This is a genomic window from Micromonospora aurantiaca ATCC 27029 (assembly GCF_000145235.1).
Classification (GTDB): domain Bacteria; phylum Actinomycetota; class Actinomycetes; order Mycobacteriales; family Micromonosporaceae; genus Micromonospora; species Micromonospora aurantiaca.
The window spans coordinates 2,576,394-2,603,069 of record NC_014391.1 but is presented as its reverse complement, the minus strand read 5'-3'; the positions used below and the strand labels follow the sequence as shown (position 1 = coordinate 2,603,069).

19 protein-coding genes, 1 tRNA gene and 2 pseudogenes are annotated in these 26,676 nt (G+C 67.2%); 5 read left to right on the top strand and 17 right to left on the bottom strand.

Annotation, left to right across the window (positions count from 1 at the left end; translation table 11 throughout):
• Window positions 1–283: 283 nt before the first annotated feature.
• Both MICAU_RS12165 and MICAU_RS32460 read right to left on the bottom strand, forming a co-directional pair.
• On the bottom strand, window positions 284–604 hold the full coding sequence (locus tag MICAU_RS12165; protein ID WP_244879749.1) for a hypothetical protein: 321 nt from the start codon (window positions 602–604) through the stop codon (window positions 284–286).
• A gap of 1,042 nt (window positions 605–1,646) precedes the next feature.
• On the bottom strand, window positions 1,647–4,565 hold the full coding sequence (locus tag MICAU_RS32460; RefSeq protein WP_157547409.1) for a hypothetical protein: 2,919 nt from the start codon (window positions 4,563–4,565) through the stop codon (window positions 1,647–1,649).
• A gap of 170 nt (window positions 4,566–4,735) precedes the next feature.
• On the opposite strand from MICAU_RS32460, the gene MICAU_RS12160 reads away from it, so the two are divergent.
• Entirely contained in the window at window positions 4,736–5,686 is a 951-nt protein-coding gene (locus MICAU_RS12160) for a DUF6615 family protein (RefSeq protein WP_013285605.1), read from the top strand.
• Between the two features lie 731 nt (window positions 5,687–6,417).
• Here the strand turns inward: MICAU_RS12160 and MICAU_RS12155 are convergent.
• The 3 genes and pseudogenes from MICAU_RS12155 to MICAU_RS12145 form a co-directional block, all read right to left on the bottom strand.
• Complete coding sequence (locus MICAU_RS12155; RefSeq protein ID WP_041798974.1) at window positions 6,418–7,080, bottom strand: hypothetical protein; 663 nt, start codon at window positions 7,078–7,080, stop codon at window positions 6,418–6,420.
• 212 nt (window positions 7,081–7,292) lie between these two features.
• Entirely contained in the window at window positions 7,293–8,675 is a 1,383-nt protein-coding gene (locus tag MICAU_RS12150) for an IS1380 family transposase (RefSeq protein WP_013285603.1), read from the bottom strand.
• Window positions 8,676–9,142: 467 nt separating this feature from the next.
• A pseudogene (locus MICAU_RS12145) lies at window positions 9,143–10,526 on the bottom strand (IS1380 family transposase).
• A 417-nt stretch (window positions 10,527–10,943) separates the two neighbouring features.
• Here MICAU_RS12145 and MICAU_RS32455 point away from each other — a divergent pair.
• Complete coding sequence (locus MICAU_RS32455; protein WP_167545739.1) at window positions 10,944–13,244, top strand: tetratricopeptide repeat protein; 2,301 nt, start codon at window positions 10,944–10,946, stop codon at window positions 13,242–13,244.
• Window positions 13,245–13,298: 54 nt separating this feature from the next.
• Here MICAU_RS32455 and MICAU_RS12140 read toward each other — a convergent pair whose 3' ends face one another.
• A complete protein-coding gene (locus MICAU_RS12140; RefSeq protein WP_013285601.1) occupies window positions 13,299–14,354 on the bottom strand; it encodes an IS110 family RNA-guided transposase in 1,056 nt (351 codons plus the stop codon).
• Window positions 14,355–15,178: 824 nt separating this feature from the next.
• Between MICAU_RS12140 and MICAU_RS33670 the strand changes: the two genes are divergently transcribed.
• Window positions 15,179–15,247: a hypothetical protein gene (locus MICAU_RS33670; RefSeq protein ID WP_143025388.1), complete on the top strand. Its 69-nt coding sequence runs from the start codon at window positions 15,179–15,181 to the stop codon at window positions 15,245–15,247.
• Window positions 15,248–15,262: 15 nt separating this feature from the next.
• Here the strand turns inward: MICAU_RS33670 and MICAU_RS31905 are convergent, their stop codons facing one another.
• Window positions 15,263–15,904: a hypothetical protein gene (locus MICAU_RS31905; RefSeq protein WP_174361707.1), complete on the bottom strand. Its 642-nt coding sequence runs from the start codon at window positions 15,902–15,904 to the stop codon at window positions 15,263–15,265.
• On the opposite strand from MICAU_RS31905, the pseudogene MICAU_RS33570 reads away from it, so the two are divergent.
• Window positions 15,858–16,783: pseudogene (locus MICAU_RS33570) on the top strand (tyrosine-type recombinase/integrase); the annotation flags it as partial. The gene MICAU_RS31905 and the pseudogene MICAU_RS33570 overlap by 47 nt on opposite strands.
• A gap of 75 nt (window positions 16,784–16,858) precedes the next feature.
• On the opposite strand, the gene MICAU_RS12125 reads toward MICAU_RS33570, so the two are convergent.
• The 9 genes from MICAU_RS12125 to ald all read right to left on the bottom strand — a co-directional run bounded on the left by MICAU_RS12125 (window position 16,859) and on the right by ald (window position 25,444).
• Window positions 16,859–16,932: transfer RNA gene (locus tag MICAU_RS12125), tRNA-Pro, on the bottom strand.
• A 147-nt stretch (window positions 16,933–17,079) separates the two neighbouring features.
• Window positions 17,080–18,486, bottom strand: coding sequence for a ribosome biogenesis GTPase Der (der, locus tag MICAU_RS12120; protein WP_013285600.1), 1,407 nt, complete (start codon window positions 18,484–18,486; stop codon window positions 17,080–17,082).
• The gene (cmk, locus tag MICAU_RS12115; protein WP_013285599.1) at window positions 18,483–19,163 is read right to left on the bottom strand and encodes a (d)CMP kinase; all 681 of its coding nucleotides are present in this window, start codon (window positions 19,161–19,163) and stop codon (window positions 18,483–18,485) included. The genes der and cmk overlap by 4 nt, the downstream gene beginning before the upstream one ends.
• A 171-nt stretch (window positions 19,164–19,334) precedes the next feature.
• Complete coding sequence (locus MICAU_RS12110; RefSeq protein ID WP_013285598.1) at window positions 19,335–20,105, bottom strand: pseudouridine synthase; 771 nt, start codon at window positions 20,103–20,105, stop codon at window positions 19,335–19,337.
• On the bottom strand, window positions 20,092–21,093 hold the full coding sequence (scpB, locus tag MICAU_RS31895; RefSeq protein ID WP_013285597.1) for an SMC-Scp complex subunit ScpB: 1,002 nt from the start codon (window positions 21,091–21,093) through the stop codon (window positions 20,092–20,094). Before scpB ends, MICAU_RS12110 begins: the two co-directional genes overlap by 14 nt.
• A 4-nt stretch (window positions 21,094–21,097) precedes the next feature.
• On the bottom strand, window positions 21,098–22,186 hold the full coding sequence (locus MICAU_RS12100) for a segregation and condensation protein A (protein WP_013285596.1): 1,089 nt from the start codon (window positions 22,184–22,186) through the stop codon (window positions 21,098–21,100).
• Between the two features lie 41 nt (window positions 22,187–22,227).
• Window positions 22,228–23,151, bottom strand: a complete 924-nt coding sequence (locus tag MICAU_RS12095; protein WP_013285595.1) for a ParA family protein — start codon at window positions 23,149–23,151, stop codon at window positions 22,228–22,230.
• A gap of 194 nt (window positions 23,152–23,345) precedes the next feature.
• Complete coding sequence (locus MICAU_RS12090) at window positions 23,346–24,317, bottom strand: site-specific tyrosine recombinase XerD (protein WP_013285594.1); 972 nt, start codon at window positions 24,315–24,317, stop codon at window positions 23,346–23,348.
• Between the two features lie 11 nt (window positions 24,318–24,328).
• Window positions 24,329–25,444: an alanine dehydrogenase gene (ald, locus tag MICAU_RS12085; RefSeq protein WP_013285593.1), complete on the bottom strand. Its 1,116-nt coding sequence runs from the start codon at window positions 25,442–25,444 to the stop codon at window positions 24,329–24,331.
• 288 nt (window positions 25,445–25,732) lie between these two features.
• On the opposite strand from ald, the gene MICAU_RS12080 reads away from it, so the two are divergent.
• Window positions 25,733–25,984 carry a TM2 domain-containing protein gene (locus tag MICAU_RS12080; protein WP_030274369.1) on the top strand — a complete coding sequence of 84 codons (252 nt, stop codon included), beginning with the start codon at window positions 25,733–25,735 and terminating at the stop codon, window positions 25,982–25,984.
• 63 nt (window positions 25,985–26,047) lie between these two features.
• Here the strand turns inward: MICAU_RS12080 and MICAU_RS12075 are convergent, their stop codons facing one another.
• Window positions 26,048–26,653 (bottom strand): NUDIX domain-containing protein, encoded by a 606-nt coding sequence (locus MICAU_RS12075; protein ID WP_013285591.1) that lies wholly within the window; start codon window positions 26,651–26,653, stop codon window positions 26,048–26,050.
• Window positions 26,654–26,676 lie beyond the last annotated feature (23 nt).

Below are 26,676 nucleotides of genomic sequence, written 5' to 3'. Positions count from 1 at the left end.
CTCCCCAGGTCAACCGGTCGGGACGGCCGGATTCGAACCGACGACCCCTTGACCCCCAGGACGATTCGCCACACGTCCACGCACGTCACACACGCTATCCTCAAGATCAGGCCGTTCGACCGACGTCGTACCGCGCACCATCGCGCAGGCCGTGTGGTCCCTACATGGTCCCCGGGACGCCGACACGCTCGATGACCAGCGCACGCTTTAGGAAGTGTGGACACAGCCGCAAGCTGCTTGGCAGTCACCTGGCTTGGCCTGCGTTGCCCCGCTGGCCGCCACGCTACCCACCGAGCACCTTCTGCCGCGCCGACATCTCCTGCCGAAGCCGTCTCACCTCCTCAGGAGGGGCGTCCGGGAAACTGGGCACTGCTTCAGCGATTTCCTCTATCGCCTCCTCGCCGATTACCTGGCTGATGGCATCCCACAGGACCCCTCGCGCCCGAGACGCTTGAGGGCCGATCAGCCACTCGGTGATGAACCGGTCGAGGGTCTCGGCGTCTGCCGTCCCGCTCGCCTCCCGTGAACCGATCCGGTCAATCGAGCGGGTGAGGCACTCAAGCAAGCGAGCTACCTCGATCGCCCGGTCAAGCGGGACGGTCACCGTTGATTCGCCGCTATTCACGTCCAAGGCCGCCCCTCTGAATCAACATGCTGTCGTAGACCGTCCAGGTCCTCGGACGGATAGCCGCCAGTCTGCCCCCGTCCCCCGGATAGGTGCCAAGAACTGCGGCGCCCGGTCGGGGTCAAGGGTGGCCGTAGGCCACCGGCATGCCGACGCGCAGCGCCCTTGGCGCCGGGCGGGCGGCGTAGAGGATCGGGCACCCGGGGGAACGGGTCACGCCCTGGTCCTCACCGCCGTTGAACCGCAGGCGGCGACCAACGAGAGGCCGCGGGCAAGCAGCTCCGCAGCGCGGCAGCCGATCGCCCCAACCTCAACGGGGAGCAAGCCCGACGCCGATCGTCCCGCCTCAGCCCTTGTGCCCTTGGTGGTTCCGTCAGCGTGGCCGGCCGATGCCGGCGCTTGCGCCGCCAACAGGCCGAGGCCGAGCCGGCGCGGCCCACTTGCGGGCCGTCTTGATCCAGAGAACGAGCAATTTGGCAAATGACCCGGGTAGGCACCTGAAACTTGACCAACGGTCAAGCAGCGCTAGGCACGCTTCAACTTGACTGATCTTGGTCCCCGGAACGGCGAAAAGAGCCGATCCGATTTCCGGATCAGCCCTCTGACCTGCGTCGGGACGGCCGGATTCGAACCGACGACCCCTTGACCCCCAGAGATCGGCAACGCGGTCTGGTACGGCTCCCGCCGCTGGCCGACGGTTCGGTGACGGTCACCGTGGTCCTGCTTCGTGCCGTCGGTTGCTGTACTGCAGTGCTGTACCGCCGACCTTCTAGCGAGCGATCGCCCTTGGTCGTGGCGCCGCCTTTCTTGCCGGAGAAGCCACCGCGGCTGCAGACCCCCGGATCGGGTGACGTGCTGGCAGAGGTCTCGTGGCTCGTATCCACCTGGCACATCCCGCCCCACAATGGCGGCCGCACCCCTCCCCGTCGGCCTGCTTGGCGGGCAACGGGACTGAGGTCGCCGGGCCCCAGGGGCCGCTGCACGACTCCGCAAAATCAGCCCGGAATTCCGAGGTGGCCCACTAGTTGTCCGCGGAAGGAGTTGGACGAACACGGAATGCCGTAACGCCGACAGGCGGGTCCAGCCACTCGAGTGCGACGCCTACGGCGACTTCGACAACAGGATCCGCAACATCTTCCTGAACATCGCGAACAGCAACGGCGACGTCGACGTCTGGAAGAATTACCCAATCGGTCAAGCCGTCCAGCTTACGAGGCTGGCGTATCAAGTTCCTTGAACGAGCAAGATCGAGCACCAGACAGCCCTCGCCAAGTCCATCGACATCGAGAAAAATGCCTGCACGAGCACTGCCTTCGGGGAACCAATCTGCCACACCAAGCGCATCGGCAAGCGTCCAGGAGTTCAGAACCACAATAAACAGTTCCGGTGCATCCTCAGACCGGAGGCTGGCCACTGCACTCCCGATGGCATCGACGGTCCCCTCTTCCCATGGCACCTGGGAAGCTATGGCCTTGACGATGAATTTGTTCTCGCCTGCGATAATGGCGTGGGCATAGCTACTAGCAAGCGAGTCAGGATCCGCAGATTCTCCATGCACTGATACGAAGTACTCCTTTGGGATCCTCGTACTCAAGTAGACATAGGAATCCTCGTCAGACACCACTGAATCCTCACCAGCAAAAACCGAGGAGATTCTAGTATTTTCCTCTAAAAGCGCGGATCTCATCGCTTCCACAAATCGGTGGACCCTCTCTTTGTCTATTGTTGATACCCGAAGCGACTGCCTATCACGCTCCCTGCGCTTCACAATGACTTCATTGAGGATATCCTTTAGCGTTTGCCCGTCACCAAGTGCACAAGAGGGAAGAATCTCGCCGAGGGTCCGGGCCAGGTCAAAGCCAGCCAACAACCTGCCGGCCTGGTCGCTATCTTCCGTTGATGGCTCAGTCGGGACACAGAAAGCACCAACTCGTCCAGCCATCAGGAGCGCACCAGTTGCCAGATATGAGTCAAACTCCGCAAAGTGAAACTGAAGGGGGACCTTGGTCGAGATCTCCCAATTACTCCATGGTGGGATGCGAGCCGACTCATCGACCACATCAGCGTACGCTTCCCACAGCATGCGAGAAGGAACCGACTCAATCAAGTCAGCCGCAATCTGCTTGAGCCCGTCAGAGGCTCCAAGTTTGTGTGTACGGTAAAGCGTCCACCCAAAGACGGCCAGCAGAGTTGCCGCTTTCGCTCGCGCCCCGGACCGCCTCACGTTCGAAGAGAATAAGATCGGATGGCCAAAGTAGGCGAGTAGACGTTTTAGAGAGTCCGGATCCGGCCTATCGACGTAGACGCGGAGCATTCCAGCCCATACGTCAGCCACGTGCCGGTCTACAACCTCTTGGGCGGACGGATTTCGCTCGACCCTGCTTCGCATGTAAAGGTCAGTAAGATTCTGCAGAGAAACTGCTATGTACTCTGGCGAGTCTATGGAGGCCGCACCCTCGGCGGCGTACAAGTAGGCGGGATAGAGCGACAAAAACTCCCTTAGGGCGTCGTAGTCTCCACCCTCAAACGACATGCGGCACAAGGAGTACGCATTATCTACCGCAACGGACAGCCCTCGCTCGCCCAAAGATGAAATAGCAGCCAAGGCGACCTCGCGAACATCTCGTTGGAGCCACCTCCAGTATGGCCCGTATGCCCCGTAGAAGAAGTGGGTAGTGGGTTCGGTACTTGAGTGAAGACTTGCGATCACCCGTCCAAACAATTTCTCGTACGCATCCAGCCCTCGTCGAAGCGCCCCGGTAGTCCCGGCAGAAATCGCTACGAGCAGGCTGTCCTTCAGCGTCACCAATTCGTCCCTGAGGCCATCCTCCTCCCTGCCGCCCTCTTTCAATGAGACGCAGCGGCGTAGCTCGCGGGCGAAGGAACTCGCTCGTGAGTCACTGATGGCAGCCCCGGATACAAGACTGAAGATTGGCCTGCCTGCGTGAACGGTTTCGCCGATCGCATAGTTGAGGCTCAGAAACAACTGGTTAGCATCAGAATGGATCGCTGGCTTGACAAGGCTCACCCCACCCTCAGTTGCGGGAAGCTCCGACGCTGGAAGCTGCGACAGAATGCGGGAACCAGCCCTCTTCAATGAGAGATAGTCGACGTCTTCGATCACGGCCAAGCTCTCAGCTACCACCAGGTCTACGCTGAGGACATTATGAGGCAACCTTGAACCGAACCTAATCGGACTGCTCGTCGGAAATAGCTCGCCTAGCCTAGCATTCGACCCGGCTTGCAAGTCGAGCAGATAAAGCCCCTTTGCAAGCTTTTCTTCAAGCAGTGATAGGGCGCTGGCCGCAGCCTTTCGATCATCTAGAAAGTACCTCGCCGCCCGGAAGTATGAGAACCCGATGAAGCCGATGGGCAACACGAAGCAGAACACAAAACACAAGATCAGGGCACCATCACTAACCAACCAAGTGCCAACGATTCCGAGGGTCACATTACTAATTCCCACAAACAGCAGCAAGCCGCGGAATAGTGTTTCCCGGTAAAGGACCTCCCGACTGCTCCGGATTGCGACGGGCGGGTTTGTCGCAAGCTGGATGATTAGCGCCAGCCCAGCGAATGCAATTGCAGCGATGGACGTCTGGACCTGCCAGGCCAAGCCCAAGGCTTCACCTGCATTCGAGGGAGCCCAGTCTTCCAAAAATACCGGGGAATGCTGCCGCAAGGCGGTTGAACCTACAATAACAGCACCGAAGAGAAGAGAACTGAGGTACCAGGACTCAGTCCACCGCAAAGTATTGAGGAAGTGTTTCGCCTGGTACGGCCGCGCCGCTACTCGCTCTGCCCGAACCCACCCGGACACCGCGCTCCTTCTGCGACGAACCGAAGCATATAAGAATTCCAGAACTTTCGCGAAAGCGACAAGACGGGTGAAGATGGCGTTCACACCTGAAGCGGCGAAGGAGCGGGAGCGCTGCGTCACTGATACGACCCTAGCTTGTTTCGGTTACCGGTACTACATGGGAACACATACTTCTAGCCGACGTTGCATCGCGCTGGCTGAGCCGGACACTGGCCTAGGCAGTCAAGAGGCGCCGAGCAGGCAAATTCCAGGACTGGCTGGACTGCTGGGTGGCCTGTCAGGATGGCATGATGATCCCGATCGAGTCACCAGGTCCCGATCTCGTTACCGCCCTGGCGAATGCACGTTCGGCTGTCGAAGATCATATGGTCCGGGCAGACCGCGCAGGCATCATCTGGCGCGAGGAGACTGTCTCGGAGCTGCTTTGGGTCCATGCGCATCCTCACATCTCATGTGCCGACTTCAGTAGGAAGCAAGAGAACCGGGTAGGGGCAGACTGGCTGTGGTGGTGGGTTGACGGCAGCGGCGAATGCTTTGGGCTGCTGGTGCAAGCAAAGCGACTGCATCACAGTCAATCCCAACAACCGCATGCACAGCTTGACTTTGGGCACGGCGATGGCGAGCAGTTCCGCCGCCTGGTTGGCACTGCTGATCGCCTCGGTGTACCGGCTGCATACATCGTCTACTTCGGCGGCGTCGAACACCGCTACGGCCTCAGCTGCGAAGCGGACGACCACACGTCTCAGTGCCTCCCATGCAAGCGCCGTAGCGTCTCGGTCATCACCGCGTTGCAGGCTGGGATGTTGCTCGGCGCAAGTCAGAGGGATGCAGCCACTGGGACGTTCCTGTACTCGAAGCCGCTCGAGGACCTCGTAAATCCTGACCTCGCTGCGCGACCGATCCAGGATCTCAACCTCTGCAATGTCGACATGGAGCTGCGGCGGCTTCTGCTCACGCCACAAGTCGGAGCGCGGCTAGTCGCCAAAGAGGTTTTCCGCATGGTGGCGGAGATGCGGATGGGCCAGCTCAGCGCCGCCGTGGCCGACCGCGTCGAACTTGAAGACGACATCATCTTCCCTGACCTGCCGCTGGATAGCGGTCACTTTTCTCGCCCTTACTACCCATATGTGATGCGCGGACTTCGGCGCCGGCTTCCAGACACGGTCCAGCACGTACTTAACGGCAAGCCGCCGCCGGAGGAGTTCCATGGAGTCGCCGGCCTAGTCGTTGTGTATTGCTGAGCCTCACCTCGTCGGGATGGCCACCCTCATATGTGGACATGGGGCGCCGCACCGCAGGTTGCTTGCGACCGATTTGTCTATGGGTGTTGGTCGTTTGGTCGCCCGTCTGACGCAGCAGCCGTACCGGCCGGCGCGGCCAGGGGCTGATCGCCGATTGGCCCTCGGCTCCGTCCATTGGACGCGCGACGGGCGCGATCGCACTCCTCTGCCTGACAAAGATCAAGACCGCGGTCGGTCGGTGTGGGTCTCTGCCGCTGACCTGCTCGCGGTGTCGCGTTCCGTCGCCCTCGGCCATGCCCGTCGGCCGCTTGGCTGTACGGATGGCTGTCAGGCAACCTTCTCATCCGTAGCTCCAGGCGATGCAATCTCCTACGGCCGTCACCGACGTCGGACAGCTCCTGGTCGCCGCCTGGTAGCTATTGCGGCTCCGGCGGTTGCTGTGCACCGCTGCTGTACTGCTGGGTTCCCGCTTCAGGGCAGGCAGGGCCAGCCGGAGCCCGCCGAACGCTTCGTCCCGAACGCGGATGCGGTGCATTCATCGGCTGGCATCTGGTGGTGTCGCACGTCCTCAACCACGACCGCCGTGCTAGTTCTTGGTATGTCTGGCCGGCTGTTGGCAATGCTGACGCTGCCTTCTCGTGCTCTCCGGGCGCACCGCGGCCTTCGCCCACGGTGACTCAACCGGGCTCAGGTGCGGCCAGGCTCCGTGCATCCTGGTCCGCACCGCATTTCTACCGCGGTTCTGGGTGGCCGTTCTCCCCCACGAAGGTCGAGCTGTTCGCCTGTTCCAGGTCTCGTGGGTTCAGAACTCTCCGAGCCCCGGCCGGCTTGCCAGCGAAAAGGGCGCCGGCAAGGGTGAAGCGCAGGGCCGTGAGCATGTCCTGTCCCTCCTCCAGCTCGATGCGGATCCTCTCGAGCTCCTCCAGCGTCTGAGGACCCGGCGCGTTGGCCTTGGGATGGAGCGTGCGCCAGGCGGCCGTCTCGCCGCGCTGGCGAATCAGGTCGTCGAGGTCCTCCTGGGATCCGAGGGCCTGCAATGCCTTTGCATCGAACAGGCGCTGTCTGTCGTCCGGCGTCCAGATGCTGTGCATAACCGAATGTCGAGCCTCAAGCCGCTCTCGGACGGTCGCAAGAACTCCTTCCGCATAATCCCTAAGCTCCCCCTCGAAGAACTCGCCGACACGCGCGATCAACTTCTTGTGGAGGCCAGAGCTATTGATCTTGAGTAGCGCGTCGAACGGCTGGGGTGCCTTGAGCGCGACGAGCACCAGAGCAAGTTCCTGATCGACTCGTGCTGCCGCGATTGCCACTCGGCCGATCTCCGCCAAGATCGCCACTGGTGGGTACAGCTCGCCTATCCGAGCGTTCTGCCAGTCGAAGTCCTCGCCACTCATGAGATGAGCGAACGCGGGTAGAAGCCATAACTCAAGCGAGTATCCCTTCTAGCCTCGATGATTCGCGCCTGACGCCGGCTCCTTCGGCCCGGCGCTCCTGATCGCTGTTGATCGATATTGTGTGGTTCCGGGCATGGTGGTGGGCCGTCTGTCGCGGCGGTGGGCGTGGTCTCCTGGGGTCCTCCGGGTTGTTGGGGCAGCGGCTGTGTTGGTCAGCCGGGGTCGGGGATGGCCGCGATCCGGTTGAACGCGGCGGTGATCTGTTCGGCCCAGGGCCACCTGGACGGGATGCGCAGCGTGCGGCGGCGTTGGCCGTGCACGAGGCGGGCGGCGGTGTGCAGGATCCGGTAGCGCAGCCGTTTCGGTTCGGCCTTGGCCAGGTCGCCGTCGAGGCCGATGAGCTGCAGCCACGCGATGAGGTCGACGGCGATCGCTGCGGCAATGCACCAGGCCTGGTTGATGGCGAACTCGCGGGAGGGTAGCCGCCCCAGGCCGGTGTCCTTGGCGCAGCGGATCCGGTCCTCGACGCGGGCGTGGGCCCGGTGACGGGCCTCCAACCACTGCAAGACACCTACCGGGGTGTTGGTGGCGAAGGCGGTGTAGCGCCAGCCATCGCGGTCCTCGAACAGGGTCAGTTGGGCGCCGGGGTGGGGGCGCTCCCGCCGGACGATGACCCGCATCCCGGCCGGCCAGCCTGGCAGGGGCAGCAGGCCGGTCAGTTCGGCGACGGCGGCGCCATCACGCACACCGCCATCAGCGTTGATCGCCGGCGACCACGCCGAGGCGGGTAGGGCGGTGATGGCGGTGCGTTCGGGTTCGCCGATCGACCAGCCGAGGGAGTACTCGACCCGCCGGCCGCGTTTGCTGTCCTGCTCGTGGGGCCAGTCAAGGACGGCGTGGGTGGCTGCGGCGGAGTCACCGCGGATGAGCAGGTGCCGGCGGTGTTTCGCGGGGACCTGCGCGACGGCTTGGGCGAGCACGTCGAGGTGATCGGCGGCCGTGTTCGCGCCGGCGTTGCCCGGCCGCAGCGTGATGGCGAGCAGCTCGGCGGTGTTGTCGCAGGTGACCAGGATCGGGTGGAAGCCGTAGGTGTGCTTGTAGGTGGCCGCGGCGCCTTCCTTGTCGCTGTGCGCGATCACGATCGTGGAATCCACATCGAGGACCACCACGCCGGTGCCGATGTCCCGGCCCGCCGCCCGTGCCGCCGGTGGGCCGCCGAGCAGTTGCCACATCCGGGCGCGTACCTTCGCCCGGGCCTTGGCGATGCGCCGCAGCTGCACCACGCCGATCTCGTCCAGGGCCCGCCACACCGTGGTGTCCGAGGCCACCGACCCGAACACCTCCTGCTGGTGGCGCAGCACGTCGATGTCCGCGATCGCTTCCCCACCGTCAGCGATCATCACCGCGAGGTCGACCAGCACCCGACCCCGATCATGCACCGGCCACCAGCCGGCCCGGGCCAGCCCCGCCGACAACGCCACGGTCAACCCGGCCCGATCCGCCAGCAACCGCAGCAACGCCGCACCGACGTGCGACACCACACCCGAACCACCCGCGGTAACCCGCAGATCCCGCGACCACGCCGTAAGCTGCACCTCGGAAGTGCCTCCCCCAGAGAGAAACCTGTAGATGTCGCAATCACAAGTTTCCCTTGCAGGGCAGGCACTTCCGCTCATCTACACGCCGACGAACAGCGCATCTTGGCGATCACGGTGAATCACCCAGGCTAGCGCGGAGATCCGTTAGGGTACTCCGGCTCGGGGCCCGCTCGGGCGTGCCGGCCCTCAGGCCAACCCCGCCCCTGGCACCTAGCGGCGCTACCAACTGTTGGGATCAACCAGCGGCCTCTCCGGTGTGAACGCCAACCGCGTTTCCTGCCTCGCCGCAACCGTTGCTATCTAGCCTCGATGATTCGCGCCTGACGCCGGCTCCTTCGGCCCGGCGCTCCTGATCGCTGTTGATCGATATTGTGTGGTTCCGGGCATGGTGGTGGGCCGTCTGTCGCGGCGGTGGGCGTGGTCTCCTGGGGTCCTCCGGGTTGTTGGGGCAGCGGCTGTGTTGGTCAGCCGGGGTCGGGGATGGCCGCGATCCGGTTGAACGCGGCGGTGATCTGTTCGGCCCAGGGCCACCTGGACGGGATGCGCAGCGTGCGGCGGCGTTGGCCGTGCACGAGGCGGGCGGCGGTGTGCAGGATCCGGTAGCGCAGCCGTTTCGGTTCGGCCTTGGCCAGGTCGCCGTCGAGGCCGATGAGCTGCAGCCACGCGATGAGGTCGACGGCGATCGCTGCGGCAATGCACCAGGCCTGGTTGATGGCGAACTCGCGGGAGGGTAGCCGCCCCAGGCCGGTGTCCTTGGCGCAGCGGATCCGGTCCTCGACGCGGGCGTGGGCCCGGTGACGGGCCTCCAACCACTGCAAGACACCTACCGGGGTGTTGGTGGCGAAGGCGGTGTAGCGCCAGCCATCGCGGTCCTCGAACAGGGTCAGTTGGGCGCCGGGGTGGGGGCGCTCCCGCCGGACGATGACCCGCATCCCGGCCGGCCAGCCTGGCAGGGGCAGCAGGCCGGTCAGTTCGGCGACGGCGGCGCCATCACGCACACCGCCATCAGCGTTGATCGCCGGCGACCACGCCGAGGCGGGTAGGGCGGTGATGGCGGTGCGTTCGGGTTCGCCGATCGACCAGCCGAGGGAGTACTCGACCCGCCGGCCGCGTTTGCTGTCCTGCTCGTGGGGCCAGTCAAGGACGGCGTGGGTGGCTGCGGCGGAGTCACCGCGGATGAGCAGGTGCCGGCGGTGTTTCGCGGGGACCTGCGCGACGGCTTGGGGCGAGCACGTCGAGGTGATCGGCGGCCGTGTTCGCGCCGGCGTTGCCCGGCCGCAGCGTGATGGCGAGCAGCTCGGCGGTGTTGTCGCAGGTGACCAGGATCGGGTGGAAGCCGTAGGTGTGCTTGTAGGTGGCCGCGGCGCCTTCCTTGTCGCTGTGCGCGATCACGATCGTGGAATCCACATCGAGGACCACCACGCCGGTGCCGATGTCCCGGCCCGCCGCCCGTGCCGCCGGTGGGCCGCCGAACAGTTGCCACATCCGGGCGCGTACCTTCGCCCGGGCCTTGGCGATGCGCCGCAGCTGCACCACGCCGATCTCGTCCAGGGCCCGCCACACCGTGGTGTCCGAGGCCACCGACCCGAACACCTCCTGCTGGTGGCGCAGCACGTCGATGTCCGCGATCGCTTCCCCACCGTCAGCGATCATCACCGCGAGGTCGACCAGCACCCGACCCCGATCATGCACCGGCCACCAGCCGGCCCGGGCCAGCCCCGCCGACAACGCCACGGTCAACCCGGCCCGATCCGCCAGCAACCGCAGCAACGCCGCACCGACGTGCGACACCACACCCGAACCACCCGCGGTAACCCGCAGATCCCGCGACCACGCCGTAAGCTGCACCTCGGAAGTGCCTCCCCCAGAGAGAAACCTGTAGATGTCGCAATCACAAGTTTCCCTTGCAGGGCAGGCACTTCCGCTCATCTACACGCCGACGAACAGCGCATCTTGGCGATCACGGTGAATCACCCAGGCTAGTGCTGACTGCTTCGAGCCGACCGCCGGCCACGACCGTCCAGCCCTAGTCGGACCTAACCGTGCCGCTGACTTCTTGCTGACGAGCACCACCGCACCTTCAGGGTGCGTCAGTGGCGTCACGACCGATCGGAGCGCCTGCAACGCGAGATCGGCTCGCTAGGGCACTGTAGAGCAATGCAGTCTCGATGGAGGTCGGGTGCCAGGCTTGCGACGATGGCCGCAGCCCTAGTGATCTTGGCTGTCGGTAGCACGCTAGCTGGTCGGGCGGGCGCTGGGTGGCCGGTGTGGCTCTCGACCGTGGTCATCGCACTCGCTACCGCCCTTGCGCCTGAGGTATCCAAGCTCCTGGAGACAGAGAGAGCGTCTAGAGCCAGAAGGCGCGAGTTGCTTGAAGCACGGAAAGCGAAGGCTGAAGATGTACTAGCAGCAGAACGCGGTGCGCGAGCAGCACTTCCGACTGTCGCTCAATGCAACCCACGCAGATTAGGGGTGCACTCGTCGATCAGCCTACCGGACGGCACGTCGGCTCCCACGAGCCTACCCGCATACGTTCCCCGAGACGCAGACGCTGACATTCGCACCCTCATATCGACGGGAATGAAACAAGGTGCCTTCGTCCTAGTTATCGGCCGATCGTCAAGCGGCAAGACTAGGCTGCTATACGAGGCGATTCGCGCCACTGCAGAAGATTGGAGACTCCTGCATCCCTCAGACGCCACAACGCTGAAGGAGCTCGCACAGGCAGGAATCTCGCTTCCGCAGACGATCGTATGGCTTGACGAAATTCAGAACTACATGTCCGGAGAGAACGGACTCGACCCTAGTACGGTACGGAAGCTGCTGGGAGGTGAAGGACCAACAATATTCGTGGGAACTATCTGGCCAGATCGTTACGCGCTTTACACCGAGTCGCCAATGGACTATGGCAGCCATATTCGAGAGCGGGAAGTACTACGACTGGCAGAGATAGTCGAGGTTCCAGACAGATTATCCACTGCGGAACGGCGGCGGGCCGGGGTGGTTGCAGGAGTTGACTCAAGGATCGCTTTAGCGCTTGAGGAAAAAGACTACGGCATGACTCAGTTCTTGGCGGCCGCGCCTGAGTTGGTACGCCGGTGGACGGCTGCCCCTGATTCTTACAAAGCAGCGCTTATCACAGCGGCGATCGACGCAGTCAGGCTCGGTACGCCTAGCCCTGTCTCTCTAGATCTCTTGCGCGATCTTGCACCGGCCTACTTGACCAGCTCGGAGAGAGCTCAAGCAAGTCCGAGTTGGTTCGAAGATTCGCTCAAGTACGCCACCGCGCTGCTACTAGGAGCGACATCGGCCCTAATGCCAGAGGGCAGCGAATGCCTTCCCGGCGAGTTTAACGCCGTGAGTGTCGCGGATTATCTACTGCAGTACGGCACCAATTATCGCCGCTCCACACTTCCCCCGAAGGCCGTGTGGGACATATACCTTCGAAACACGACTAATCCTGACGCTCTCCTCGAAATGGCGCATAGCGCCAAGGACCGCACACTCTTTGCTACCGCAGAGCGCTTCTACCTGGCTGCAGTCGCGGCCAATGCCCCTGAGGCGAGGATCGGATTCGCCGCAATGCTTACCGAGCGGGGCCGCCTTGATGAGTCGATCGCACTGCTGCGAGAAGCACTAACCCTTGGCGACGAATACGCTTTCGGGGACTTGGCGGAGGCACTGGAGCGGAGGAATGCCGAAGGCGATGAAGAAGAAATGCTAAAGGTCCTATATCAAGGAGTAAGAGCTGACGATGTTGAACCATCGAGACTGATTAGAGAATTGATCAAACGTGGGAGGCTCGACGAGGCCGAAGCAGTAATGTGGGGGTCGCTTGACTCCTCCGAGCTAGAGGTCTTTCTAATGCTCGCGGAATTCCTTGCGGAACGAGGCAGAAACGAAGAATGTTTGACCGTCCTGCGCCGAGGTGTTTCGCAAGTTCATAGTCTCATAGAGAACGATTCTGAATACAGGAGCAGTTGGTACAGCTACTACATTCTTGAGCGCCTCCACTCCTCGCTTGGCGACACGGACGCCGCAGAGTCTGCGCTTAGGCGCGGCGTAGAAGCTTGCGACAACAGCGTTTCGATTCATGAAGATCTGGCCCGATTCCTCTTTAGCGCCAAGCGAACGACGGAGGCCATTGAGCTTTTGAATGATCGCTACGCTCAGGGGTGCGCCTCTTGCGGTCGGATGCTCGCGGACCACTACCTAGAGGCGGGCAATCCCGAGCGCGCCAAGGAATACCTCCGTGGCGTCCTCGGAAAGATCCAATATGTGTCGTCTTCGCTCGCCAGACAGCTAGAGAAGGAAGGTGACTTGGCTGAGGCAGAGCGCATTTTACGCAACGATGGACGCCCAGAAGAACGGGCAGACATTTCCCTCGTAAATTTCCTGGCTCGACAGGGTCGGTTTGCAGAAGCGATCGAAACCTGCAAGGATGTCGTTAAGTCGGGCGATTACATGTCATATCGAAACCTCCAAGATCTGCTCGAATTGCATGGCGACCGGCTTGAGTTCGAGCAGATACGGGATCACGGTATGGAAGTGGAGTACTTCAACTGACGACAGGAAGCACCGCGCCTAGGCTTTCCCGCCATCCCGATGCTCCTATGGGGGTCAAGTGGTCAGGGCGGCGAAGTCTGCGCGGAGGGCGGTGTAGACGTCTCGGACGATGTAGCGCTTGAGGCAGCGCAGGATCTCTTGTTTGCTGAGGCCTTCGGTGATGCGTCGTCGCTGGTAGGCGCGGGTGCGTTCGTCGTAGCGCAGGCGGCAGAGGGCGATGGTGTGCAGGGCGTGGTTGGCGCCGCGGTCGCCTCCTCGGTGGAGGCGGTGGCGGCGCACCCGTCCGGAGCTGGCGGGGATGGGTGCCGCTCCGCAGAGGTGGGCGAGGGCGGCCTCGGAGTGGAGCCGGTCGGGGTTGTCGCCGGCAGTGGTCAGGAGTTGGGCGGCGACGTCGGTGCCGACGCCGAACAGGGCGCTGGTGCGAGGTGCGGTCCGGCGGACCAGCGGTGTCAGTTGCCGGTCGAGAGCATGGATCTCCTCGGTCAGAGCCTTCACTCGTCGCGCGAGCCCGGCCAGCGCGGTAGCGGTGGCTTGTTCCGGGTCGTGGAGTCGGCTCATGTCGGTGGTGAGGATGGCGCAGCGGTTGACCAGAACAGCGGCGCTGAGTTTGGTCAGCTCAGCCCGGAGTGCTTCCGGGGCAGCGGCGACCAGGCCCCGCATCTGGTTGATCGCGGCGGTGCGGGCCTTGACCGCGCCGTGGCGGGCGACCCGTAGGGCGCGGATGGCCTCGACCGGACCGGTACGGGTCTTCGGGATGCCCATGGCCGTGCCGGCGAGGGTGGCCCTGGCTGCGGCGATGGCGTCGATGGGGTCGGACTTGCCCTTGGCCCGGCGGGTCCTGCGGTCCGGACGGTCTACCTCGACCACGGGTACCTTGCGGCTGCCCAGGTGACGGGCGAGACCAGCACCGTAGCTACCAGTGCCCTCGACCCCGACCGCTACCAGGCGACCGAAGGACCGCATCCAGGCCAGCAGGTCCGCGTAGCCGTCGCTGGTCGCGGGGAACTCTGCATCCGCCAGGAGCCCGCCGGTGCTGTCGATGATCGCCGCGTGGTGGGTATCGCGGTGGGTGTCGACACCACCGATGACCGATCGCTTCTTCGCTGCCATGCTGGTGAGGTCCGCCCTTCTCGGTCGCGTCGAGAACACGTGGACACGTCACCGGCCAGGCGATCCGACAACACAGTGGTGGGCGCCTCTCGCACAGGCTCCTATCAAGTCAGGACGCCTGGCCGATGACATGCAGCTTCCGAGGCCACCGGGCCGGCCGACGAATCGGGATCAGGACAGCAACCGTCGGTCTGCCGGTGAGTCAGACCAACCCGGCGACCCACCTCACCATCCTCACTGTCTGCCGCCGACCCACACTTTGGTGGAGCGGGCCAGGGCCAGGGTGACAAGGTGGAGCGCCTACCGGACGTACGACCTTGTCGCCCTGGCCCTGGTCTGCTCGGCTTGCCTGGGTCGGTGGCTGGCGGGACGGCATCCCACCTCAACCACCCACCCGCCGAAACCGTTCGGCAACTCCATCCTGGAGTCGTCTGGCCCCCGCCGGAGGCACAGCTCTAACCCCGCCCTCCCTCACCCTTCAACCCCTTTCACCACCTCCACCCCTTCCCCCTCCTTGGGCTCCAGCGGCCAACCGCGGTTGTTCGGCAACTCCGTCCACCGGTGGTGGTCGCTGGTCTTCGTGGGTCTCTGGATCGTCGGGAACGGATGAGCGTGTCCGCTTGGCCCCTGGTCGTTCTTCGGGACTCGTCAACGGGTCACCTCACTGACCCAGGGGTGACGCGCGGGGCGGGGCGTGGGGTTCGGGCCGGCTGACTTTCCGCCCCGGCGCCCCGGCGCCATGGCGCCGGGGCGGCGGCTCCGCAGGAGCCGTTTGCCGCGCCCCGGCCCGCGCCGCGCGGAGCGCCTTGATCTAGTACAGGCCAATTCGGCAACAGATCATCGGCTGCGCCTGTGATCCGTCAGCTGATGTGCGACGCAGCTCCGTCAGGTGATGTGCGACGGGTGGTCTAGGAAACGTGGGTAGCGATCCGCGGTCGCTGGCCTTTGATGCTACGGACTGGTTGGGTGGTGGAGCGTCGGATGACCTTGGTGTCGTCGTCGGTGAGTTCGATGGCCAGGGTCGTTTCGGAGACGGTCACGGTGACGGTCTGATGCCGGTGCAGCCGGCCGAGGGCGACCTTCTGGCCAGCGACCATGATGATCCCGCTGTTGGAAGCCCTCCGTTGCACCCGAACGGGTTCGATGGAGGGTCGTGGTGGTGGTCCTGCCGGTCGGGCACCGCGGAGGCGTTTCATCTGTTCCGGGCTGAGTGGGTTGGCGCGGGTGCGGAGCAGTTCGCGGGTGTCCAGGTCGTAGAACATGAGGGTGGTCGGTTCGATGCGGATGCCGACGCGGCGGCCGGCGAGGATCTCTGCGGCCAGGACGATGTGTTGGCCCAGCGAGACCCCGCCGCCTCGGTTGACGCAGCGTTCGACCTCGATGGCGTCGCCGTCCTCGATCGGCGGCAGGGGTGCGGGTCCGGCTGGGACGGCGCCCTGGCGAACGAGGGTGGCCAGGTCGTTGACGCTCAGGTGGGACCGGACGGTTTTGATGCGGATGCCGTGGCTCAACAAGGTCGCCAAGACCTGCCAGTGCTGCGCCCAGGGCAAGGACGAACGCCGGCCACCGGAGAACCGGAAATGCTGCGCTGTCGGCCGGTGCTGCCAGGATCTCCCCTCGCCCCGGACGGTCAAGGGAATCCGCGCCGTCCTCCGCTCCGCCCTCTCGCAGGCCGTCGTGGAGGAGCTGGTCGCCAAGAATGTGGCGGCACTGGTCAAGCATCCGCCGATCCGCGCCCGCAAAGGGAAGTCGTGGAGCAGCGAGGAAGCCCGCACCTTCCTGGAAGCGTCCCGCGACGGCGACGACTACCTCTACGCGGCCTACGTCCTGGTCCTGGTGCTCGGCCTGCGCAAGGGCGAAGTCCTCGGGCTCACCTGGGACCACATCGAGTGGAGCGGCTGGGACAAGCCCTGCGCTCCGCATGGGGAGGAATTCTGCGAGCACTGTCGGGACGGCCACGACATCAGCCTCGTCATTGACAAGCAGCTCCAACGGGTACGCGGGCGACTCCTGCACCGGGCCACCAAGACCGAGGAGTCCGACGCCCCCCTACCGCTTGCCGGCCATTTGCGTTACCGCCCTGCGGCACCGCTACCGGCAACAGGAGGCGGCCCGGGAGAAGGCGGGCGAGGCGTGGCACGACACCGGCATGATCTTCACGACCCGCTACGGGTTGCCGGTCGAACCGCGGAACTTCAACCGCTCCTACGATGCCCGGATCGCAAAATGCCGATGTCCCGAAAATCACGGTCCACGACGCGCGGCGGACCTGTGGCTCCCTCCTGGTCGACCTGGACGTGCATCCCCGGGTCGCCATGGCGATCCTGCGGCACGCCGACTTCTCGATCACGATGGAGATCTACAGCCAGGTCTCCTCGAAGGCGACCCGGGAGGCCCTGCGGAAGCTCGGCCAGAGCCTCGATCAATGAGCCGTTGCAGTACTTCGCTGCTGTACAAGATCAGAAAAGGCCACCCGGAAGATCCCGAATGGCCTCTGACCTGCGTCGGGACGGCCGGATTCGAACCGACGACCCCTTGACCCCCAGTCAAGTGCGCTACCAAGCTGCGCCACGTCCCGATGCCCCCGCCAGGTCTCCCCCGCGGCAGCCGGTACAGCTTAGCGCAGGATCTTCGCACCGTGCGCAGAGGCCCCTCCCGCGCCGCGCGCCACACCCCCTAGAGCGTCCTAGGAGGGTGGCGTGCGGCAACAAGCGGCGACCAGGGGTCAGCCGTGGGCCTTGCCTCGGCCGCCGGGGCCGAGCTTCTTGCGCGGGCGTACCGAGATCTCGATCGGGCTGCCCTCGTAGCCGAACTCCTCGCGGAGCTTGCGCTCGACGAAGCGCTGGTAGCCGGCGTCCAGCGGCCCGGTGGTGAACAGCACGAACCGCGGCGGCGCCGCCCCGGCCTGGGTGGCGAACAGGATGCGTGGCGCGCGTCCGCCGCGTACCGGGTGCGGGGTGGCCTGGACCAGCGCGGTGAGCCACTGGTTGAGCTGCGCGGTCGGGATGCGCGTCTCCCAGCTAGCCAGGGCCTTGCGCAGCGCGGGCGCGAGCTTGTCGACGGCGCGGCCGGTCTTCGCGGACAGGTTCAGCCGGATCGCCCAGGGGATGCGTCGCAGCTCCCGGTCGATCTCCTTGTCCAGGTAGTAGCGGCGGTCACCGTCGACCAGGTCCCACTTGTTGAACGCGATGACCAGCGCCCGGCCGGACTCGACGACCATGGTGAGGATCCGCTGGTCCTGCTCGCTGATCACCTCGCTGGAGTCGATCAGCACCACGGCGACCTCGGCCGCCTCGATCGCCGAGGCGGTGCGCAGGCTGGCGTAGTACTCGGTGCCGCTGGCCTTGCCGACCCGCTTGCGTAGACCGGCGGTGTCGACCAGCTGCCACGTCTCGCCGCCGATCTCGACCAGGCTGTCGACCGGGTCGACTGTGGTGCCCGCGACCGAGTCGACGACCGCCCGCTCCTCGCCGGAGAAGCGGTTGAGCAGGCTGGACTTGCCGACGTTGGGGCGGCCGACCAGGGCTACCCGGCGCGGGCCGCGCGGCCGGTTCTCCACGATCTTCGGCGCCTCGGGTAGCGCGTCCAGGATGGCGTCGAGCAGGTCGCCGGAGCCGCGGCCGTGCAGCGCCGACACCGGGAACGGCTCACCGAGGCCGAGCGACCACAGCGAGGTCGCCTCCATCTCGATGGTGGTGTTGTCGGCCTTGTTCGCGACCAGGATGACCGGCTTGGCGCTGCGGCGCAGCATCTTCACCGCGGCCTCGTCCACGTCGGTCGAGCCGACCATGGCGTCCACCACGAACAGCACCACGTCGGCGGTGACCACCGCGATCTCGGCCTGGGCGGCGATGGCCGCGGCACGGTCCTTGGCGTCGGGTTCCCAGCCGCCGGTGTCCACGACTGTGAACGCCCGGCCGTTCCACTGCGCGTCGTAGGGCACCCGGTCCCGGGTCACGCCGGGGATGTCCTCCACGACCGCCTGCCGACGGCCGATGATGCGGTTGACGAGCGTGGACTTGCCGACGTTGGGGCGGCCGACCACTGCCACCACCGGCTGCGGGCCGGTCGGCTCACCGGAGTCGGCCTCCGGCTCGCGCAACTCCACCCAGCCTTCGAAGTCCTCGCTCACGCGGCACCCCGCTCGGTGAGCATGTCCCGCAGACGCGCCACGACCTCGTCGATGCCCAGCTCGGTGGTGTCCAGCACCACCGCGTCAGGGGCCTGCTGCAGCGGGTTGACCTTGCGGGTCGAGTCGAGCCGGTCCCGGCGGGCCAGGTCGGCGGCGGTCGCCGCGACGTCGGCGGCGTCCTCGGCGCTGCGCCGCTTCGCGCGCGCCGCCTCGGAGGCGGTCAGGTACACCTTCAGGTCCGCGTCCGGCGCGACCACCGAGCCGATGTCCCGGCCTTCGACCACGATCCGGCCCGCGTCGGCGATCACCCGCCGCTGCCGGTCCACGAGCAGCTCGCGTACGGCGGCGACGGCGGCCACCGCGGAGACGGCTCCGGTCACCTCGGCGCCGCGGATGGCGGTGGACACGTCGGTGCCGTCGACTGTCACGGCGTACCCCTGGGGGTCGGTGCCGATGCGGAGGTCGGCCTCGGCGGCGACCTTGGCCACCGACTCGGCGTCGGTGAGTTCCACGCCGGAGCGCAGGACCGCCCAGGTCAGCGCCCGGTACATGGCGCCGGTGTCGAGGTAGCGGGCGCCGAGGCCCGTGGCCAGTCGCCGCGACACGGTGGACTTACCCGAACCGGACGGCCCGTCCACAGCGACCACGCATCGCCCGGCCGGTACGTTTTCCTCCACCGTTGTCCTCCTCAGCCCGTACCTCGCGGGTCGCCCGGTGTGTCGGGCGCCGTTGAGCGGATGTTCCGTCTTGAATCGTGCCCGCGCCGCGCGGGCGTCCCACCGGGCCGGCGTGTGCCGGTCCGCGGACCGCGTCGAAGCCTACCGGGAGCCGTACCCCGATCGTCGGGGTCAGTCACCCACGGCCTTGAACAGGGCGGCGACCTCCGCGTTGGTCAGCCGCCGCATCCGCCCGGTGCGCAGGTCGCCGAGCTTGATCGGACCGATCGAGGTACGGATCAGACGGCTCACCGGGTGTCCCACCTCGGCCATCAGGCGCCGGACGATGTGCTTGCGCCCCTCGTGCAGGGTCAGCTCCACCTGGGCGGTTTTGCCAAGCGTGTCGACCACCTTGAACCCGTCGACCTTCACCGGCCCGTCCTCCAGCTCGACGCCGGCGGTCAGCCGCTTGCCCAGGTTGCGCGGGATCGGCCCGGCCACCTCGGCGAGGTAGGTCTTGAGTACCTCGTACGACGGGTGCATGAGCTTGTGGGCGAGGGTGCCGTCGTTGGTGAGCAGGAGCAGGCCCTCACTGTCGGCGTCCAGCCGCCCGACGTGGTAGACCCGCTGTTCCAGCCGCGCGCCGATGAAGTCGGCGAGCTCGGTGCGGCCCTTCTCGTCGGCCATGGTGGTGACCACCCCGCGCGGCTTGTTCATCGCCACGTAGACCAGGCGGACGTCGGCCTGGAGCCGCTCCCCGTCGACGACGATCACGTCGCGGGCCGGGTCGGCCTTGTCGCCGAGCTGCGCCACCCGCCCGTTGACTGTGACCCGGCGCCGGAAGATCAGGTCCTCACAGGCGCGCCGGGAACCCACCCCCGCGGCGGCGAGCACCTTCTGGAGGCGCTCGGCGCCCTCGTACACGGGGGCGTCGGGCTTCGGGGCACGGTCATCGCGTCGCATCGGCAAGCTCTTCTACGTCGTCGGGAAGGAACGGGGCGAGCGGCGGCAGGTCGTCCACCGAGTTCAGCCCCAGCTTCTCCAGGAACATGGTGGTGGTCCGGTAGAGGTAGGCGCCGCTGTCCGCTTCGGTGCCGCACTCCTCGACCAGGCCGCGACCCACCAGGGTACGGAGCACCCCGTCGCAGTTGACACCCCGGATGGCCGAGATGCGGGAACGGGTCACCGGCTGCCGGTAGGCGACCACGGCGAGGGTCTCCAGCGCGGCCTGGGTCAGCCGCACGGACTGCCCGTCCAGTACGAACCGTTCCACGTACGTCGCGTATTCCGGCCGGGTGTAGAGACGCCAGCCACCCGCGGCCCGGCGCAGGTCGAACCCGTGCCCGGCCGCTGTGTATCCGGCGGCGATCTCGTCGAGCATCGCGCCGACCCGCTCCGGCGCCTGTTCGAGGATCTCGGCCAGGACCAGCTCGCTGACCGGCTGGTCCACCACGAGCAGGATCGCCTCCAGGGCGCCGCGCAGCTCCGCGTCGTCCAGGACGGGCGCGGGCGCCGGTTCCGGCACGGCCCGCCGCCGTCCCCGCTTAGGGGGTACGCCGTCAGCCCCCGCTCCCCCACCCGCCCGCTGCTCCGCGGCGACCGGCGCCGTCGTGCCGGCGTCGTCCCCCACCTCTCCCGAGATCTTGGTACGGTCCCGCCCTTCAAAGGGCGCTCCCGTACCAAGATCCGGCGTGGCTGGGCCGGTTGTGGCGATCTTGGAAGGAATGGGCCCCTCTGGGGGCCCTTCGCTTCCAAGATCCGCCGAGGAATCCGGTGTCGCGTCGAGATCTGCTTCCCGGTAACCGGCGGTGTCCGCGATCTCGGGTTCCGGCTGCTCGGCGGCCGCGTCGGAGTTGTCCGGGTCAGGCCGGGGCGGGGCCGGGCGCTCCCACGGGGGCACCCAGGCGGCGGCCTGGTCGGCCAGGGAGTCGCGCCGTTCCTCGTCGCTCATCCGTTCACTCCTGCGTCGGTGCGGGTTCGTCCGCCGGCTCGATGGGCACGGCGGCGTCGGATGCGGCAACTGCGACGACGTCGCCCGGCACGGTGGCGCCAGCGGATTCGGCGGCATCGCCGGCCACCGCGGCAGCGTCCTCGGCCGGAGCAGCCGAGTCGTCGGCCGGCGCGGCGGGGACGGACGTGGTCGTGGGTTCGGGGCTGCCGGCGTACTCGTCGACTGTCAGCTCGGCATCGCCGTCGGCCGGGCCGGTCCAGCGGACAGTGAGTTCCTCCAGCGCCTGCTCCTGCACGAACGCCACGAGACCCTGCCGGTACAGCTCCAGCAGCGCCAGGAACCGGGCCACCACCTCGAGCGTCATCTCGCAGTCGGCGCAGAGCAGCGAGAACGTGGCGATCCCGGCGCGGCGCAGCCGGTCGGCGATGATGCCGGCGTGTTCCCGGACGCTGACCCGGACCATGTGCACGTGGGCGATTGAGACCTCGGGTACCGGTTTCGGGCTCATCGCCTTGACCGCGAGCTTGCGCAGCCGCTCGGGACCGATGCCGAGTACCAGGTCGGGCAGCGCCTCGGCGTACCGCGGTTCGAGTGTGACCGCCCGCGGGTAGCGCCGGCCGCCGACCGCCTCCAGCTCGGCGATGTGCGCGGCGGCCTCCTTGTACGCCTTGTACTGCAGCAGCCGGGCGAACAGCAGGTCCCGCGCCTCCAGCAGCGCCAGGTCCTCCTCGTCCTCGACCTCGGCCGAGGGCAGCAGCCGGGCCGCCTTCAGGTCCAGCAGTGTCGCGGCGACGAGCAGGAACTCGCTCGTCTCGTCCAGGTCCCACTGGTCGCCCATGGCGCGCAGGTACGCGATGAACTCGTCGGTGACCTTGTGCAGCGCGACCTCGGTGACGTCCAGCTTGTGCTTGCTGATCAGCTGGAGCAGCAGGTCGAACGGGCCGGTGAAGTTGTCGAGCCGGACCGTGAAGCCACTCGTCTGTTCGCCGGTGCCCGGCTCGGCGGGCACCACACCGTCGACCTCGGCGGCCAGCTCCGCGGCGACGGCGGGGTCGCCGGGGCCGTGCGGCGGGTCGAGGGGCGGTGCGGTCACCGGGAAACCGTAGACGACGCGGCGGGCGGCCGGCGTGCGCCCTACCGGTCCGCCTGGGCGGCGATGACCTCCCGGGCGAGCTGCCGGTAGTTGCGCGCGCCGGAGGAGGCCGGGTCGAGGGTGGTGATCGGCGCACCGGCCACCGTGGACTCGGGGAACTTCACCGTCTTGGTGATGACGGTCTGGTAGACCTTGTCGCCGAACGCCTCGACCACCCGCTGGAGCACCTGGCGGCAGTGGGTGGTGCGGCTGTCGTACATGGTGGCGAGGATGCCTTCGAGTTCCAGGTCGAAGTTGAGCCGCTCGCGCACCTTGTCGATGGTGTCCAGCAGCAGCGCCACACCGCGCAGGCTGAAGAACTCGCACTCCAGCGGGATGAGCACGCCGTGCGCGACGGTCAGCGCGTTGATCGCCAGCAGGCCCAGCGAGGGCTGGCAGTCGATCAGGATGAAGTCGTACTCCTTGCGGATGGTCCGCAGCACCCGCGCCAGGGCCATCTCCCGGGCGACCTCGTTGACCAGCTGGATCTCGGCGGCGGAGAGGTCGATGTTGGCGGGCAGCAGGTGCAGCCCGGCCACGTCGGTCTTGATGAGGACGTCCTCGGCGGTGACGTCGTCCTGCATCAGCAGGTTGTAGACCGACAGGTCCAGGTTGTGCGGGTTGACGCCCAGCCCGACGGAGAGGGCGCCCTGCGGGTCGAAGTCGACGAGCAGCACCTTGCGGCCGTACTCGGCCAGGGCCGCGCCCAGGTTGATGGTCGTCGTGGTCTTGCCGACGCCGCCCTTCTGGTTGGCCATCGCGATGATCCGCGCCGGGCCGTGCCGGTCGGTCGGCATGGGTTCGGGGATCGGCTTGCGCATGGTGTACGCGGCCGGGTCGGCGGGGCCGAGATCGGCACCGAGCGTCGCCTGCTGCTCACGGAGCTCCGACGTCCAGGTCTCGGCACGGTCACCGTTTCCTGCCATGTCCTCGTTGCCCCCTCCCGACGACCACCCGGCGTCGGAGCCGTCCGACGTCCCTCGCGGCGCCGCTGCGCACCCCCGGTCCGTCGTACCTGGAGGCCCGCGCCGATGCCGACTGTACGCCACCGGCCAGCAGCGCGTTCGGTAGCGGGTCGGCGTGTCGGCCGCCCGTCAGCCAGGTCCGGCCACGTCGGCACTCAGCGGGCGCGGGGGTGGGCTGTCGCGTACACCTCGCGCAGCCGCTCCACAGTCACCAGCGTGTAGACCTGGGTGGTGGTCACCGAGGCGTGGCCGAGCAGTTCCTGCACCACCCGCACGTCCGCGCCGCCGTCGAGCAGGTGGGTGGCGTACGAGTGGCGCAGCGTGTGCGGGGAGACCGCGTCGGGCCCGTCGACCGGCAGGCCGGCACGTGCGGCGGCGGTACGCAGCACGGCCCAGGCGCCCTGCCGGGTGAGCGGGCCGCCACGCGCGTTCACGAACACCGCGTGGGTGCCGCGCCCGGCGGCGAGCAGCGCCGGGCGGCCCCGGACCAGCCAGGCGCGCAGCGCGTCGGCCGCGTACCCGCCGACCGGGACCAGCCGGGTCCGGCCGCCCTTGCCGCGCAGCAGCACCGTGCCGGCGTCCAGGTCGAGGTCGTCGACGGCCGCGCCGACCGCCTCGGAGATGCGCGCGCCGGTGCCGTACAGGAATTCCAGCAGCGCCCGGTCGCGCAGCGCGCGGGCGGCGGCGTCGCCGGTGGCGCCGGGTGTGCCGGCGGCCTCCAGCAGCCGCAGGACCGCGTCGACGGGCAGCGCGCGGGGCAGCCGTCGCGGCGGCGCGGGCGGGCGGACGTCGCGGCTGGGATCGGCGCCGGCGAGTCCCTCGCGCAGCGCGAAGCGGTGCAGGCCGCGGACCGCGCTGGCCGCGCGGGCGGCGGAGGAGACGGCGAGCGGCGGGTGGTCGTCGTCGCCGGCGCGCAGCCGGGCCAGGTGGGCCTCGACCTGCGCGGGCCCGGCGGCGGCCAGGTCGTCCACCCCGGCCGCGGCCAATGTGGCGAGGTAGCGGTCCAAGTCGCGGCGGTACGAGGCGAGCGTGTTCGCGGACAGCCCGCGTTCGACCGTGAGGTGGTCCAGGTAGGTCCGGACCGCACGGCGCAGGGCCGGCGCGGGTTCCGCGCCGGCCCTGCGCACGGCGGCGTCGGTCAGCTCAGCACCTCGTCCAGCGGCAGCACGTCCATGCCGTGCGCCTCGGCGACCGGGCCGTAGACGACCTTGCCGGCGTGGGTGTTCAGACCAAGGGCCAGCGCCGGGTCGTTGCGCAGCGCCTGCTGCCAGCCCTGGTTCGCCAGTTCGAGGGCGTACGGCAGGGTGACGTTCGTCAGCGCGTAGGTGCTGGTGTTCGGCACCGCCCCGGGCATGTTCGCCACGCAGTAGAAGATCGAGTCGTGGACCTTGTAGACCGGGTCGGCGTGCGTGGTCGGGCGCGAGTCCTCGAAGCAGCCGCCCTGGTCGATGGCGATGTCGACGAGCACGCTGCCCGGCTTCATCCGGGAGACCAGCTCGTTGGAGATGAGCTTCGGGGCCTTCGCGCCGGGCACCAGCACCGCGCCGATGACCAGGTCCGCGTCGAGCACGGCCCGCTCGATCTCGTACGCGTTGGAGGCGACGGTCTGCAGGTGGCCCCGGTAGATGGCGTCGGCCTGGCGCAGCCGGGCCACGTTCTTGTCCAGCAGCAGCACCTCGGACTGCAGGCCGAGCGCGATGGCGGCGGCGTTCAGGCCGGACACGCCCGCGCCGATGACCACGGTCTTGGCCGCGTACACACCGGAGACGCCGCCGGGCAGCACGCCCCGCCCGCCGCCGGTACGCATCATGTAGAAGGCGCCCACCTGCGGGGCGAGGCGGCCGGCCACCTCGGACATCGGGGCGAGCAGCGGCAGCGAGCGGTCGGGCAGCTCGACCGTCTCGTACGCGATGCCGGTGACCTTCCGGTCGACCAGCGCGTCGGTGCACTCGCGGGACGCGGCCAGGTGCAGGTAGGTGAACAGCACCTGCCCCTCGCGCATCCGGTGGTACTCCTCGGCGATCGGCTCCTTGACCTTCAGCACCAGATCGGCGGTGTCCCACACCTCGTCGGCGGTGGCCAGGATCTTCGCGCCGGCGGCGGCGAACTCGTCGTCGGTGATGCTGGAACCGACTCCGGCGCCTGCCTCCACGAAGACCTCGTGGCCGTGGCGGGTGAACTCGTTGACGCCGGCGGGCGTGATCGCCACCCGGTACTCGTGGTTCTTGACCTCGCGGGGGATTCCGACCTTCACGATGCAGACACCTTCCTCCGGGGCGGCTCACCCCCGACTGCGCGGCCGCGCCGGCTCCGTTGCCGGCGCGGTCCGCCTGTCCCGCCGGCGGCAGTCTAGGCCCGTGGGAAGCCCACGGGCGGCGACACTGTGACATCCGGTGCCCGCTGGTCCTGACGGTGTGTCAGGCATGCCTCGGACTGCCCGGTGGAGACGCCATCCGCCGAGAGGACAAAGTTCGATGACATCTTCCCATCGGCTGAGCGGCGAGGCCGACAGGACGTGAACCGATCACTATTGTGTCCGCTCATGACCACTCCTTATCAGCAGTACCCGCAGGGCGTCTCGGACAAGAGCAAGGTCGTCGCGGGTGTGCTTCAGATCCTGCTCGGCGGCTTCGGCATCGGCCGGTTCTACATGGGCGACACCAAGACCGGTGTCATCCAGCTCATCGTCACGCTCGTGACGTGCGGCTTCGGCGCGATCTGGGGCCTCGTCGACGGCATCCTGATCCTCGTCAACGGCGGTGTCGACGGGCAGGGACGCCCTCTGCGCGACTGACCACAGGCGCACGGAAGGGGCCGCCCGGCGCAGTGCGCCGGGCGGCCCCTCGTCGTTTGCGGATCAGCGCGGCAGCGGCGCCTCCGGGCGGCGCAGCTCGGTGAAGCCGGTGTCGCGGGCGCGGGCGGCGGCGAGCAGCCCGGCCACGCAGGACGCGTTGGTGATCTCGCCGGCCAGCACCATCCGCACCGCCTCGTCCAGGTCCACGCGGACCACCTGGAGGTCGGCCTCCTCGTCGTGCCGGTCGTGCCGCTGATCGGCCGGCACGTCGGCGAGGTCGCGGGCCAGGAACACCCGCACCACCTCGTCGGCGAAACCGGGCGAGCTGTGCAGGTCGACGAGCACGTCGACGCGCCCGGCGGTCAGGTCCGCCTCCTCGGCCAGCTCCCGCAGCGCGGCGGCGGCCAGGTCCTCGCCGCCGACGTCCATCAGCCCGGCGGGCAGCTCCCACAGGTGCCGGCCGACCGGGTGCCGGTACTGGCGGATCAGCACCACCTGACCGGCGTCGTCGAGCGCCACCACGGCGACCGCGCCGACGTGCCGCACGTAGTCGCGGGTCGCGCTGCCGCCGCCGGGCATGGTGACGTCGTCGCTGACCACGGAGAAGATCCGGCCGGACCAGATCTCCCGGCGGCCGGTCACCTCGTACCGGTGCTCGACGCCGCTCACGCCGCCTCCCCGCGTGCCCGCGC

Bases quoted from the DNA above. Each gene is read 5' to 3' on its own strand.
- MICAU_RS12160 (WP_013285605.1), top strand. From the start codon at position 4,736: ATGATCCCGATCGAGTCACCAGGTCCCGATCTCGTTACCGCCCTGGCG.
- MICAU_RS12155 (WP_041798974.1), bottom strand. From the start codon at position 7,080: ATGAGTGGCGAGGACTTCGACTGGCAGAACGCTCGGATAGGCGAGCTG.
- MICAU_RS12140 (WP_013285601.1), bottom strand. From the start codon at position 14,354: ATGGCAGCGAAGAAGCGATCGGTCATCGGTGGTGTCGACACCCACCGC.
- MICAU_RS12110 (WP_013285598.1), bottom strand. From the start codon at position 20,105: ATGCGACGCGATGACCGTGCCCCGAAGCCCGACGCCCCCGTGTACGAG.
- scpB (WP_013285597.1), bottom strand. From the start codon at position 21,093: ATGAGCGACGAGGAACGGCGCGACTCCCTGGCCGACCAGGCCGCCGCC.
- MICAU_RS12095 (WP_013285595.1), bottom strand. From the start codon at position 23,151: ATGGCAGGAAACGGTGACCGTGCCGAGACCTGGACGTCGGAGCTCCGT.
- MICAU_RS12080 (WP_030274369.1), top strand. From the start codon at position 25,733: ATGACCACTCCTTATCAGCAGTACCCGCAGGGCGTCTCGGACAAGAGC.